At 48.8% G+C, this 13150-nt stretch carries 12 protein-coding genes; 10 read left to right on the plus strand and 2 right to left on the minus strand.

The genetic code is table 11. The features are described 5' to 3' along the window. From QU597_RS13800 to QU597_RS13820, 5 genes are all read left to right on the plus strand, one after another. Positions 1 to 1089: a Gfo/Idh/MocA family protein gene (locus QU597_RS13800; protein ID WP_310833138.1), complete on the plus strand. Its 1089-nt coding sequence runs from the start codon at positions 1 to 3 to the stop codon at positions 1087 to 1089. 37 nt (positions 1090 to 1126) lie between these two features. Continuing rightward, on the plus strand, positions 1127 to 2164 hold the full coding sequence (locus QU597_RS13805; RefSeq protein WP_310833139.1) for a Gfo/Idh/MocA family protein: 1038 nt from the start codon (positions 1127 to 1129) through the stop codon (positions 2162 to 2164). Between the two features lie 79 nt (positions 2165 to 2243). Continuing rightward, the gene (gene msrA, locus QU597_RS13810) at positions 2244 to 2756 is read left to right on the plus strand and encodes a peptide-methionine (S)-S-oxide reductase MsrA (RefSeq protein ID WP_310833140.1); all 513 of its coding nucleotides are present in this window, start codon (positions 2244 to 2246) and stop codon (positions 2754 to 2756) included. Positions 2757 to 3000: 244 nt separating this feature from the next. Next, the gene (locus QU597_RS13815; protein WP_310833141.1) at positions 3001 to 4359 is read left to right on the plus strand and encodes a glycoside hydrolase family 64 protein; all 1359 of its coding nucleotides are present in this window, start codon (positions 3001 to 3003) and stop codon (positions 4357 to 4359) included. Between the two features lie 169 nt (positions 4360 to 4528). Next, on the plus strand, positions 4529 to 4954 hold the full coding sequence (locus QU597_RS13820; protein ID WP_310833142.1) for a MaoC family dehydratase: 426 nt from the start codon (positions 4529 to 4531) through the stop codon (positions 4952 to 4954). A 103-nt stretch (positions 4955 to 5057) separates the two neighbouring features. Here the strand turns inward: QU597_RS13820 and QU597_RS13825 are convergent, their stop codons facing one another. Both QU597_RS13825 and QU597_RS13830 read right to left on the minus strand, forming a co-directional pair. Next, positions 5058 to 6320: a type II restriction enzyme NmeDI-related protein gene (locus tag QU597_RS13825; protein ID WP_310833143.1), complete on the minus strand. Its 1263-nt coding sequence runs from the start codon at positions 6318 to 6320 to the stop codon at positions 5058 to 5060. A 155-nt stretch (positions 6321 to 6475) separates the two neighbouring features. Then, positions 6476 to 6961, minus strand: coding sequence for a DUF6803 family protein (locus QU597_RS13830; RefSeq protein WP_310833144.1), 486 nt, complete (start codon positions 6959 to 6961; stop codon positions 6476 to 6478). A gap of 150 nt (positions 6962 to 7111) precedes the next feature. On the opposite strand from QU597_RS13830, the gene QU597_RS13835 reads away from it, so the two are divergent. The 5 genes from QU597_RS13835 to QU597_RS13855 all read left to right on the plus strand — a co-directional run bounded on the left by QU597_RS13835 (position 7112) and on the right by QU597_RS13855 (position 13142). Then, positions 7112 to 7786: an HAD family hydrolase gene (locus QU597_RS13835; protein ID WP_310833145.1), complete on the plus strand. Its 675-nt coding sequence runs from the start codon at positions 7112 to 7114 to the stop codon at positions 7784 to 7786. Position 7787: 1 nt separating this feature from the next. Continuing rightward, a complete protein-coding gene (locus QU597_RS13840; RefSeq protein WP_310833146.1) occupies positions 7788 to 8210 on the plus strand; it encodes a DUF4362 domain-containing protein in 423 nt (140 codons plus the stop codon). Between the two features lie 405 nt (positions 8211 to 8615). After that, positions 8616 to 10529: a threonine--tRNA ligase gene (gene thrS, locus QU597_RS13845; RefSeq protein WP_310833147.1), complete on the plus strand. Its 1914-nt coding sequence runs from the start codon at positions 8616 to 8618 to the stop codon at positions 10527 to 10529. Positions 10530 to 10766: 237 nt separating this feature from the next. Beyond that, a complete protein-coding gene (locus tag QU597_RS13850; RefSeq protein ID WP_310833148.1) occupies positions 10767 to 11369 on the plus strand; it encodes a GNAT family N-acetyltransferase in 603 nt (200 codons plus the stop codon). Positions 11370 to 11633: 264 nt separating this feature from the next. After that, entirely contained in the window at positions 11634 to 13142 is a 1509-nt protein-coding gene (locus tag QU597_RS13855) for a hypothetical protein (RefSeq protein WP_310833149.1), read from the plus strand. Positions 13143 to 13150 lie beyond the last annotated feature (8 nt).

Here is a 13150-nt window from a genome sequence, read left to right on the forward strand (position 1 = left end):
ATGAACCGGAAAAATGGGATGATGTACGCACCTACACATGAAGCTCGTCCGGTGGTAGGGCCGGGAGAATTCACTTTTGCAGCGATTGCATTGGATCACGGCCACATCTACGGGATGTGCAACGGGCTTGTGGAAGCTGGCGCAGTGCTGAAATGGGTCTACGATCCAGATGAGGCCAAGGTCAAAGCCTTCACCGCCGTCTATCCGGGGGTCAGAGCCGCCCGCAACGCCGAAGAGATTCTTGAGGATCCTGAAGTCCGGCTGGTTGCAGCTGCAGCTGTTCCCTCTGAACGGGCAGGTCTGGGACTTAGAGTCATGGCGCACGGGAAGGATTATTTTACGGACAAGACACCGTTTACTTCGCTTGCCCAGCTAGCGGATGTGCGGATTCAGGCGGCAGAGACCAAGCGCAAATACATGACTTATTTCAGCGAACGGCTGCATGTAGAAAGCGCTGTTTACGCCGGACATATGGTAGAGCAGGGCGCGATCGGCCGTGTCATTCAAGTGATTGGCATGGGCCCGCACCGCTTGAATGCGGCAAGCCGGCCGGAGTGGTTCTTCAAGCGTGAGAACTACGGCGGTATTCTCTGCGACATCGGCAGCCACCAGATCGAGCAGTTTCTCTTTTACGCGGGCTGCCGCGATGCTAAGGTGCTGCACAGTAAAGTTGCCAATTATAATAATGCTGCTTACCCTGAACTTGAAGATTTCGGCGATGCAACGCTTGTCGGGGACAATGGGGCTACACAGTATTTTCGCGTGGACTGGTTTACGCCGGAGGGACTCGGAACCTGGGGTGACGGCCGGACGATTATTATGGGGACCGAAGGTTATATCGAGCTGCGCAAGTACAGTGATATTGCCCGTTCCGATGCCAGAGATCATGTCTATTGGGTAGACGGTCAGGGCGAGCATTATGAGCATGTCGCAGGCAAGGTGGGCTATCCCTTCTTTGGGGAGCTGATTCTGGATTGTCTGCAGCGAAGCGAGCTTGCAATGACCCAGGAGCATGTCTTCAAAGCTGCAGAGCTGTGCCTGATCGCACAGGCTGAAGCAATGAATCTTACACCAGAAACACTGAAATAGCTTAGCGGAAGCACATTAGAAACGGATGGTGCTAACAATGACTACACTTGGAGCAGCCATTATCGGCTGCGGGGCTATTGCTCCCCTCCATGCGAAGGCGATTGCCTCTATGGAAGGTACACAACTGCTGGCCGCGGCAGATAGCGATGCTGATCAGGCAAAAGCCTTCGGAGAGCAGTACGGCTGCGGGGTTGTGCAGGACTACCGTGAGCTTCTGGGGAGAACAGATATTGACATCGTGCATTTGTGTACGCCCCATTACCTGCATGCGCAGATGGCCATTGATTTCCTGAATGCCGGCAAGCATGTCTTAACTGAAAAACCCTTGGCCATGGATGTACCTTCTGCACGGCGGATGCTGGAAGCCGCGGATCACAGCAAAGGTCAGCTTGGCGTCGTATTCCAGAACCGTTACAATGAGCCTTCCATGCAGATCAGGCAGACAATAGATGGCGGGACGCTTGGGCGTCTGCTCTGTATGAAGGGCATAGTCACTTGGAACCGCAGTGAGCAGTACTATACGGAGAGCGGCTGGAGGGGCAGATGGGCGACAGAAGGCGGCGGCGTACTGATTAATCAGACCATCCATACGCTGGATCTCCTGCAGTGGTTCGGCGGTGAAATATCGTCAGTCAGCGGAAGTGTGAGTAAGGATGTGCTGGACGGGATCATCGAGGTGGAAGACAGCGCCCATGCCTGCATCACTTTTAGTAACCAGGTGCGGGGGCTTTTCTATGGCACTAATGCTTACTCGGTTAATTCACCTGTAGAGCTGGAGCTGGTGTTTGAACATGGAACCCTGCTGCAGCGCCGGGACTGCCTTTATCTGTGGAAAGACGGCCGTGAGGAGCTATTGTGTGAGCCTAGTGCGGCAGCTAACGGTGGTAAATCGTACTGGGGGAGAGGACATCAGCGGTTAATCCATGATTTTTATGACCATATCCGGGAGAGACGAGAGTTCTGGCTGAACGGCCGCGAAGGAATAAAAGCACTGGAAGTCATCGCTGGTATCTACAGTTCCCCGGGAAGCCAGAGAATTATTCCCGCAACCGCCAAGGGGCTTCACTCAAATTGACTTTATAGACATTTAGCCTTATCTTCATATCATGCGCTTTAATCTTATACAATGATAGACAGAGAGAGGGAATTGAGTGATGGAACAGGCGATGTTTGCTGGAGGCTGCTTCTGGTGCATGGTCACTCCGTTTGAGGAGCTGCCGGGTATACACGGGATTGTGTCCGGCTATGCAGGAGGTACAATCGAGAATCCGACCTACGAACAGGTCAAGACTGGAACAACCGGACATTACGAAGTTGTACAGATCACTTTTGATCCGGAAGTATTTCCATATGAGAAGCTGCTGGAGCTGTTCTGGCCGCAGATTGATCCGACTGACGATGGAGGACAATTTCAGGACCGGGGAAGCCAGTACCGTACAGCGGTGTTTTATTATAACGACAATCAGCGTTTAGCGGCCTTAGCTTCCAAAGATCAGGTTGCGGCCAGCGGCCGATTCGAAGGACCGGTCGTGACGGAAATTCTGCCTGCGCCAGTATTCTACCGGGCTGAAGAATATCATCAGGATTACCATAAAAAGAATCCGAAGCATTACAAAGAGGACCGTGAACAGTCCGGCCGTGATACGTTTATTTCGAAGCACTGGTAAAATATAAAATAATCTTGAAAAGCCTTATATCTCTTGACTTCTGGAGAAATAAGGCTTTTTGGTTTTTTTGCAGCAAAGTTGCCTGGAAAGGTGATAATAAAAACGTTTCACCCCAAAAATGAGGACTGAAAACCGAAATTCTGCTCCTACTAAATGGGCTGAAGGAAGACTATAATCAATCCTGAAAACGCATACATTTATGGTGCGTGATTGATTTTAATACATTTAATGGAGGAGAATTGACATGAGAAAAAAATGGCTAATGCCCGTACTCGCGCTTTTGCTGCTGATCTCCTGCTTCCCCCTGTCTGGTTCCAAAGCCGCAGCAGCTGACTACACACAAGGTGTGAGTCTATCGGGTACCACAGCAACCATCTGGTTCAAATCGACCGTCAGTACTACATGGGTAGATGCGCATTACAAGATCAACAACGGGACCCAGCTTAATTACCGTATGACCTACAACAGCAGCACTGCCCGTTATGAGCAGGTGGTGACTGGCGTTGCCAGCGGCACGGTAATCAGTTATTCTTATACCTATAACAACGGAAATCCTGCATATGATACAGGCTGGTTTACTTACACCGCTGCCGGTGCTACACCTACGACACCACCGGGTTCATCCGGTTCGATCTATTCGATTGCCGCTTCTTCTATTCCAACGGCACCAAGCGGCTCACTGTCGCTTAAGGTAATGAACGGAACCGGAGGCGCTTATTCAGACAGCCAGGTCTATTGGGGCGTTCTAGGCATTAATCCGGCCAACGGCAAATGGAGTTATTTGGATCTGAACGGCAATCTCCTACCTATCTCCACTGCACTTAATGACGCTTCCGGGCATCTGACTAAAAACGGTATCAATTACGCCAATATCTATCATACCGTCAGCCAGGCCTCTTGGGTGAATATGCCTAAGATCACCTCCGGGCGGATGTTCCTCAGTGTCGGCACCCCTCTGTACATCAAGACCTATGACGACGGCTTCGCCGGTCCGGACATCAACAATGCATCCGATCCGAACCGTAATATCTATTTTGATTTTGTGGAATTTACTGTAGATGCAACAGGATACCATGGGAATACAACACGAGTAGATGCTTTTGGCTTCCCGATCCAGCACCGTCTGGTGAGCCTGTCCGGCTCCTATGATCAGACAGTGGGTGAACTGGAATCGGAGACCCGTGCGGGAATCTTCACTAAATATCAGAACGAAGTGCCAGCCGCTTTTAAATCGCTGGCTACGGATCAAGCCCCGTACCGCATTATTGCACCGATTCATGGTTCCTTTGCGGCTGGGGGGGCTAATGCCAATTATTTTGCCGGATATTCCAGCTACAACACCCAGGATATTCTGCGCTGTGACGGTGCACTCACCGATGCCGCAACTGCCGCTGCGATCAACCGACATGTCTACACTACCAGCAACTGGAACAATGTAGCGAATTATTATAATGCAGCACCTGCCAACTACTATGCGAAGTTCTGGCATGACCACAGCATCAGCGGCCTGGCTTACGGCTTCCCGTATGATGATGTCAATGGTCAGGCAGCTTATCTGGAGGTCGGTGACCCTAAAGGTCTGATCATCCGTGTTGCCTGGTAACTCAGTTCATGTTTTGAACTAGTAAACTTAACAGATCCGGGAGGCACATAGCCTTTCCGGGTCTGTTGTATTGAGTAAATATAGGGCTGATGGTAGGTTTAGCTTGATTCGTTCTATTAAGTTGCACTAATATGAAGTTCATATACCATTACAACTATGAGGTGAATCCATGCGGTTTCATGAATTTCATAACGGACAAGTGTTTATAACGAAGTCTTTATCCATAACAAAAGAGAATATTACAAGCTTCGCTGCCGAGTTTGATCCGCAATATATGCATTTGGATGAAGAGAAAGCCAAGCAGGGTAGATTTAACGGTATCATTGCCTCCGGAATTCAGACCCTTGCGGTTACATTCAAACTATGGGTGGAAACGGGCAGCTATGGTGACGATGTTATTGCCGGAACGGCGATGAATAACATTAGATTTATTAAGCCGGTGTTCCCGGGAGATGAATTACATACGATAGTTGAAGTCATAGATGTAATAGAGAAGAAGAATGAGAACGGGATCGTGACGGTTCGGCTCTCGACCTTCAATCAATCCGATGAAAAAGTATTTGAAGGGGAATTATCGGTTCTGGTAAGAAAGTAAAGCAGACTCTTTAAGCTCAATAAAACAGCAGCAGCTCAGGACCTGTTTATGGTCCGTGACTGCTGCTGTTTCATTTCAGGGATTAACTTACATCTGATGAAGATCAACCTGCCGCCGGTCTTCTGGTAATCTTCTCCAATACCTCTACGGAGCGTCCGTATTTGCACATTGCATCACAATCACAGCGCAAATCCGAGAAGAGAACATAAGAAAGGTTGCGTATCTTGTCCTGCTGCAGAGAAGGACGCAGTAACTGAGCCTGGACTTCCTTTTCACGGCTGTCAGGAGTAATCAGAAAGAGATGGCATTCGGGATGATTTAAAGATAAGGCCAGGTCGTGCAGCCTAAGAATCCCCGAATAGATAGAGGTGCTTTTCTCGACTTCAAAGGCGGAAATTATGCAGTCTTTTGCATCCAGCCAGAGAACATCTATAAATGAAATTGTATCGCTGGCAGCTTTAGGCACATTCAGCAGCGGCAGCGCAGGGAGTGACAATTCCCCGAGCGTCTTGTTGTTCCATTGTCTCTTATGATCATTTTGCGCTATCCAGACTTTATATCCTAGCGAGCGGCCAAGTTTCGCCAGATGATATTGCATTTCGCTATGTTCTGATTCCTCTCGGTAATCGCTCAAAACCTCCTGATGGCGTTTAAGGCTGCTTTTTTCCCGTTTAGCTGCATCGGTTTCAAGGACCCTTTCGGCATTCCCGCTGACAATCAGTCGTCCCGAACCTATTTCGAACATGAAGCCGCCTATGGCACCCAAATCCTTTGATAACAGTGACCGCTGGCATTCGTTCATATCTATCAGTCCTGCACGCATATCAAGATATTCACTCCATGATCCGAGTTTGATCTTCTGGCCAAGCAGATCATTATATCCCCGAACAATCGCAGTATTGAACGGAGGGAAGAGGGTTGGATGCAGGAAATACAGAATATTGGCAACTGCCGGTCCAAGGCCTTTAATTTGCAAGCTGTCCAGCCTATGAATTTCCCCAAGCAGTTGTTTTTCTTGGCTGGTATGCAGTACAGCTTTGAGAAAACGTCCAAATGCAAGCTGATTCGCCTCATTCTCATAAATATCAGGGATGCGAAGTTTAGGTTTCCAATAAAAGGCATGGGCAGCTCCGTCAAAAACCTGCTTTTGTTCACAGATAGCCGACATGATAAATTCCAGTGTGGAGCCTTTATAATCATTGCCGAAGGTCCGCTGCTCAATATGGTCAATTACATCTGTTAGTCCGTTCCTGATTGTGCGGAAAGCCTTCAAGCGATCATTATTATTGAGGAACCAGGTGTTGTACACCGATTCCGGGTCATCTTTAAATTCCTTGATCCGATCTGCAATAAACAGCTCATTCATCTTGTTTTTCCCCCAGACAGCATAATTAAGTCAATTGTACTTGAGGGCAATGCTAGCCGCAGTGCGTTTTGTTCCGTACGGATTAACAGCAAAAAGCAGAGCTTTTCCTGTAACCGGAGAGGCCCTGCTTTTTATATAAGATTCTTATAGAGTTATTAGTGGTTCATGCCTGCCATTCCGTTAATAATCTCCGGGTTGACCATACCAAAAATCATTGCGATATGTGCGACTACCAGGAAACCGCTGATCAACATAAAGTGCAGCTTCAGCTTGCTCTCCTCCGAACGTTTACGGGCGATCAGACCCAGGTCGAGCAGGGCTAACGGCAGCAGGAAAAGCACCCCGCTCAAGTAAAAGCCTACCGCGACAACATCGACCCAGGTGTGCCATTCGCCGTTCACCGTGAGTGGTACAAATGCAGTCGGGAACAGGTAAAGAAACACTCCGGTAAAATAAAGACCGGCCAGGATACTGCATACCCGGTTGAATGCTCTCAGCGGTCCGTTTAGTTTTTTGGTGAACAAAATAATAAACTCAGTGACTGTAATCGTCTCTGCAAAAATAACGGGAATCGCCATAAATAAAATCAGATTCCATGGCTGGTTGTCCGCAAGCAGGGACATATAGTGTGTCATATTCATGTTACATCCTCCAATAGCAAAATAGCTTACAATCAGATCTTAGTAGATAACTATGTGGAAAGTATGTAGAAACGGGGGTATGATTGAACAAGCTGTGAAGTGAAGCAGGATGGAGTTCAAAGTTATGAATTTTGAGGGGAGCTAGGGGAAATGAACGGAAGGCTGAAGAGTATTTTATTTGATTTGGACGGTACCTTAACCGACCCTAAAGAGGGAATTACCAGATGTGTCGAATATGCACTGAACAAGTTTGGTATTGCGGTAGATCATCTGGATCTGCTGCTCCCGTATATCGGGCCGCCGCTGTATGATTCGTTTGTACAAATTCAGGGATTGTCCGAGGAACAGGCGGCTCAGGCGGTAGTTTATTACCGTGAACGTTACAGCACCATAGGGATGTTCGAAAATAGTGTCATTCCTGGTATTCCACAGCTGCTGGAAGCACTTCAGGGAATGGGATATACGTTATACGTTGCTACTTCGAAACCAACAGTATTCGCCGAAGAAATTCTCCGGCATTACAGGCTGGACGGTTATTTTAAGCTTGTCGCAGGCAGCAATCTCGATGGTACACGCTCCAAGAAGCGTGAGGTGATCCAGTATGTACTGGACCAGAACGCCATCCCTCCCGAAGAGGCTCTGATGATCGGCGACCGGGAGCATGATATTATCGGGGCAAAAGGCTGCGGCGTAGCCTCTGTCGGTGTATTATTCGGCTATGGTTCGGAGGAGGAATTGTCCAGTAGCGGCGCGGATTACATTGCTTCCACCGTAGAGGAGATTAACGAGATCATTTCACGTATTGGTGCATTGGCTGGCGGATGACATGAAGATGCTTAGAATCTGTGTTGTTATGCTGTTACTTACGCTTTTTACTGTCGCCTGCTCTAAGTCTATGAGTTCTAATGAAGCTGCCAAAAAAGGTTATGTTGTCTATGGTCAAAGGGATATATTAAACTACGATTTATTCGAAGGATTCCTGGATAAAGTAACCAGTAATGAAAATGCAGCGGTTAAATTTGCAATTTATACCATAGAAGGGGACCCCATATTCCACTACCTTGAATATAACAATAAAAAGGCTACTATTACGTATACCTACGACAGCAGACAAGATGAGAATGGGGAAAAGGAAAAGGTAAGCACTTCCTGTAAAACTATAAACCTAGTAGATGGAGTTTACGCTTTAGCAGATTGTGACGACGTTGAAACTGGTAAGCGATTTTATGCCACACAAAAATCTGAATGAAGCCTATTTTTTACATTTGCCCTTGACTTTTTGGATGGCGGTTCAGTATTATGTAACCAGCAACACCATATCCAAGGCATTGACCAAAGACATGATATCCTTCAAGGACTGACCAGAGAGAGAAGTGATTGGTGAGAGCTTCTTACAGAGACCGGCCGGATGTTACCCCTTTGCAGCCGTGGCACTGAACCCTCCCTGCTGTTAGGGCGGCTGTAAATGCCACCGTCTTATCCCCGATACCGGATACCATGAGGATTATGCGACTTTACTTCCGTCTAACAGCAGGGGGTTGTAACAGCGCAGGTCAAATTAGGGTGGAACCACGAGCTGAACGCACTCGTCCCTTTACGGGAGAGATGCGTTTTTTTGCGTTCAATTACACTTGAAGAGATGGAGGCCACAATCATGGAGATCAATGTAACACTGCCGGATGGAAACGTTAAGAGGTATTCGCATAACATCGATATTAGTGCAATAGCTGAATCGATAAGTCCCAGTCTGAAGAAAAATGCGGTTGCAGGTAAAATAAACGGCAAACTAGAGGACCTTCATTATCCGGTTGCACAGGACAGCCGGCTTGAAATTGTGCTTCTGGATAGCAAAGAGGGCCAGGATATTCACAGACACAGTACAGCCCATCTGATGGCTCAGGCTATTAAACGCATATATGGCGGAAAGAATGTTAAGCTTGGCATCGGCCCGGTGATTGAGGACGGGTTCTACTACGATGTGGATATCGAGCAACCATTGTCGAGCGAGGATTTGGCAGCTATAGAACTGGAGATGCACCGGATCATTCATGAGAATCTGCCGATTGTCCGCCGGGAAGTGCGCCGGGAAGAGGCGGTTGCCCTATTCGAAGACCTTGAGGAGCCGCTTAAGCTGGAGCTGATTCGCGATCTGCCCGATGATGCTGTTATCAGTATTTATGACCAGGGTGAATTCTCGGATCTGTGCCGGGGACCGCATCTGGCTTCAACTGGCCAAATTAAAGTTTTTAAGCTCATGAGCGTAGCCGGAGCCTACTGGCGCGGGGATTCGAATAACAAGATGCTTCAGCGGATTTATGGCGTCTCGTTCCTGAAAAAAGCGCAGCTCGAAGAGCATTTGCATATGCTCGAAGAAGCGAAGAAACGCGATCACCGCAAGCTGGGTAAAGAGCTGGAGCTGTTCATGTTTTCCGAAGAATCCCCGGGAATGCCGTTCTACCTGCCAAAAGGGATGATCATCCGCACAGAGCTGGAGGATTTCAGCCGCGGACTCCAGCGGGAACGGGCCTACAGCGAAGTCCGCACACCGCTGATGATGAACAACCGGCTGTGGGAGCAGTCCGGACACTACGATCATTACAAGGACGATATGTATTTCACACATGTGGATGAGGCAAAGTTTGCGCTGAAGCCGATGAACTGTCCCGGACATATGCTGATCTTCAAAAACAGCCGCCACTCCTACCGGGAGCTGCCGATCCGCCTTGCCGAATTCGGGCAGGTGCACCGCAATGAATCTTCCGGCTCTTTGAACGGGATGATGCGGGTCCGCACTTTCTGTCAGGATGATGCCCATTTATTCGTCCTGCCGGAGCAGATTGAAGCTGAAATCGGTCAGGTGCTGGATTTAATCGACCATATCTACAACGTATTCGGTTTTGAATACAAGGTCGAGTTATCCACTCGTCCGGAGGATTATATGGGAGAAGAGACTCTCTGGGATCAGGCGGAAGCGGCACTGGAAATGGTGCTTCAGAACCGTGGCATCCCTTACCGGATTAATCCGGGAGACGGCGCCTTCTACGGGCCGAAGATTGATTTTCATATTCTGGATGCGTTAAAGAGAAGCTGGCAGTGCGGAACGGTACAGCTGGATTTCCAGATGCCGGAGAAATTTGACCTGACTTACATCGGTGAAGACGGCCAGAAACACCGGCCAGTCGTTATTCACCGGGCGGTGTACGGTTCGATCGACCGGTTCATCGGAATTCTCACAGAGCATTTCAGCGGGGCTTTTCCGGTATGGTTGTCTCCGGTGCAAGCCAAGCTGCTGCCCGTTTCCGGGAATCATGCAGACTATGCCTTTCAAGTGAAGCAGGCACTGGCGTCCGCAGGAATCAGGGCTGAGGTGGATGACCGCAACGAGAAGCTTGGTCTGAAGATCCGTGAAGCCCAGCTTGAAAAGGTTCCTTATATGCTCGTCCTCGGTGAAAATGAGCAGAAATCCGCTACAGTTTCCGTGAGAAAACGTGCTTCGGGGGATGCCGGAGCAATGAGTATCGAAGAGATTGTACGGCTAATCTCTGCTGAGATTGCGGATAGAAGTTAAACGTTTCTTCATTAAAGGGTATCCAGCTGAACAGCTCCGTTTTTACATAAACGGGGCTGTTTTTTTATAGAAATATGGCAGACAGAGAGGGCGGGGTATCTTATAATCTATTAGGAAGTACACTTAAACAGCAGCTGGAGCTAATAATTACAGCGCGGTTAATCAGTATATATGAAGATGAACTAAAGAATGATTGTTAACATTCTTAAAGCTCACGTTCTATAAGGAGGCAGCTTCGTGATCTCGGACAACATCAGACAGCTCAACGGCACTTTTATTAAAATGGTTCCTATGGAAGCAGTACATAAGGCAGAGTTGACCGCCATACTGAACAATCCGCGAATTTGGGAGTTCACCTGGAGGAAAATATCCTCCGCCGGAGAAGTAGAGCAGCTGATTGAGACGGCACTTACAGACAAAGAGAAGGGGCATGACCTGCCTTTTGTGATGATCGATCTGTCGACAGGCAGAATCGCCGGCACCTCACGGATAATGCATATCGACCGGACTCACCGGAATGCGGAAATCGGCTGTACTTGGATCTCTCCAGACTACTGGAGAACGCCTGTTAATACGGAGGCTAAAGCGCTGCTGCTGCAGTACTGCTTCGAGCACCTGGAGCTGATCCGGGTCAACTTCACGATCGTCGGAGACAACCTGAGATCCCAGAGAGCCATCGAGCGGATTGGTGCGGTGAAAGAAGGCGTCCTGCGCAAACACCGGATCACTTCGGGAGGGGCTATGCTGGATAATGTGCTGTACAGCATCATTGATGAAGACTGGCCCGCGGTTAAGGCGAATTTGCATTTTCTGCTGCATGAGAAATACAACAACCAGTAATTTAGGCTGCATTTTATAATAGAAGCAAGAGCCGTAGATCGGCTCTTTTTTATTGTGACTGTATGTAATCAATCTATTATTACAAATAGCCAGAATTCTATTTGATTGATATAATAGAAACATATATTCCCCGATAACTTTAACTTATCAGTATCACCTAGCCCATATTTCACCCTGCATGGGGCAAATATGGGTTTATGTTATTTACTTGGGATTCCTGAGATGAAGCTAGACTACGAAGTGATGGCGAGGTAGGCATTAGACATGAACTGGACGGATTTTGGTGAACGGAATAAACGGCTCAATCCCCTATGGAGCCTTGGTGCAGGCATGAATCTCGGTGAACTGCAGCCCTATAAGGAGATGATTGCGCTCAGCGTGCTGCTGCAGGTCTACTACCTGGAGCTGGAATCAAACGAGCAGCGGTCTAAAGAAGATATTATCGCTCTTGCATGGAGTTCATTGGAACGCTTCAATATTACCAGACTAGGTACGACTGAATCCGTGGAACGGCTGGTCGACGGGCTGCTGTGGAGCGGTAGCGGTGGTGATTTTGAAGCGGTATATTATGATGATCACACTAGGCAGATGACGGTGCAGAAATACAAGTATTTCACGGTAGATGAGGATGCAACCCGCAGCAGCTGGGAAGAGAATGGTACTACCATTTACAGGCTCTCCGAATACGCGATGGAGCTGATCTTCATGAGCCATGAGATCATCGATGAATTTCAGATCAGCATTAAGCTGCTGGAAATACAGATGCATATTAAGCATGGACGTGTAACCCGGGCGATGCAGGATGTGAATGAACTCATTTCGCGTGTACGGAAGATGACCCAGCAGCAGCAGGAATACCGCAGCGCTTTACGCCGCAATCCGAAGCATATCTTCAGCGAATACGGCGTGATGCGGCATCAGCGGCTGGAGGAGATTCACCAGCAGTTTGACGAGGAACGTAAGCACTTCGATAATATTCACCGCTCCCTGGCCCGGCTGGCTAATGACGAGAAGGATGTCATCGACTTTAACGAGCTGCGTCTGCTGTCAGAACGGGTGGAGCTGTCGCGTAAAGTGCATGATGAGCTGGCTGAGGTCGTCCTGAGTATTTTTGAAGCCGAGACGAACTTAAGACTGAATTTCCCGGAGCTGTTCTGGGGAGCTGCAGGCTTTAATTTCCGGACGAATGTCTGGGAGGAATGGGTTAAGAGTGAGGGCCTTCCCGGAGGGGACAGCCTGGAACTTCTGGTCAGCGGACTGTTTGCACCGAATCAGGACTTCATCTATCCTCTCGCCTGGGCTTGGGAGGAGCAGGATGTCGGCTTTTTGCCGGAAGATTTGTTTGATGAGCCGGAGGATGAGGGAGAAGAACCGGAGGCTCCTTATGTTCCGAAGTCGATCCCATGGCCTGAGGTCGCGGAGCTGTGGCTTCCTGTATTTACGAAGCTGGCTGAAGCGGGGCGGTTTACGTTTGCAGCAGACGCCTTTCCAGAGGATGTAAAGCTAAAATGGGCCCGGACGCCGGATGCCGTTGACCTCTGGGTGCAATTTTTTCACACGGAGATTAGGGTTCAGGAACCTGCCGCAGATAGCCCGGGCGGGACGGACGAGTGCCAGCGGTTAATCCAGCTGCTGCTCGCAGAACATCCTGAGCTGGAGATACTGCGTGGTCAAACACTACGAACAACAATTGCCGGAGAACAGCGGAATGAAACCATCAGATGGCCGGGGCTGGAAATGAGCCCTTATACCATTACTATAGTACAGAGATGAGAGGTTAG

It is taken from the genome of Paenibacillus pedocola (assembly GCF_031599675.1).
GTDB classification, from domain to species: domain Bacteria; phylum Bacillota; class Bacilli; order Paenibacillales; family Paenibacillaceae; genus Paenibacillus_AQ; species Paenibacillus_AQ pedocola.

Coding starts and splice junctions, on each gene's coding strand:
- QU597_RS13815 (WP_310833141.1), top strand. CDS start 3,001: ATGAGAAAAAAATGGCTAATGCCCGTACTCGCGCTTTTGCTGCTGATC.
- msrA (WP_310833140.1), top strand. CDS start 2,244: ATGGAACAGGCGATGTTTGCTGGAGGCTGCTTCTGGTGCATGGTCACT.
- thrS (WP_310833147.1), top strand. CDS start 8,616: ATGGAGATCAATGTAACACTGCCGGATGGAAACGTTAAGAGGTATTCG.
- QU597_RS13805 (WP_310833139.1), top strand. CDS start 1,127: ATGACTACACTTGGAGCAGCCATTATCGGCTGCGGGGCTATTGCTCCC.
- QU597_RS13830 (WP_310833144.1), bottom strand. CDS start 6,961: ATGAATATGACACACTATATGTCCCTGCTTGCGGACAACCAGCCATGG.
- QU597_RS13825 (WP_310833143.1), bottom strand. CDS start 6,320: ATGAATGAGCTGTTTATTGCAGATCGGATCAAGGAATTTAAAGATGAC.
- QU597_RS13835 (WP_310833145.1), top strand. CDS start 7,112: ATGAACGGAAGGCTGAAGAGTATTTTATTTGATTTGGACGGTACCTTA.
- QU597_RS13855 (WP_310833149.1), top strand. CDS start 11,634: ATGAACTGGACGGATTTTGGTGAACGGAATAAACGGCTCAATCCCCTA.
- QU597_RS13840 (WP_310833146.1), top strand. CDS start 7,788: ATGAAGATGCTTAGAATCTGTGTTGTTATGCTGTTACTTACGCTTTTT.
- QU597_RS13820 (WP_310833142.1), top strand. CDS start 4,529: ATGCGGTTTCATGAATTTCATAACGGACAAGTGTTTATAACGAAGTCT.
- QU597_RS13800 (WP_310833138.1), top strand. CDS start 1: ATGAACCGGAAAAATGGGATGATGTACGCACCTACACATGAAGCTCGT.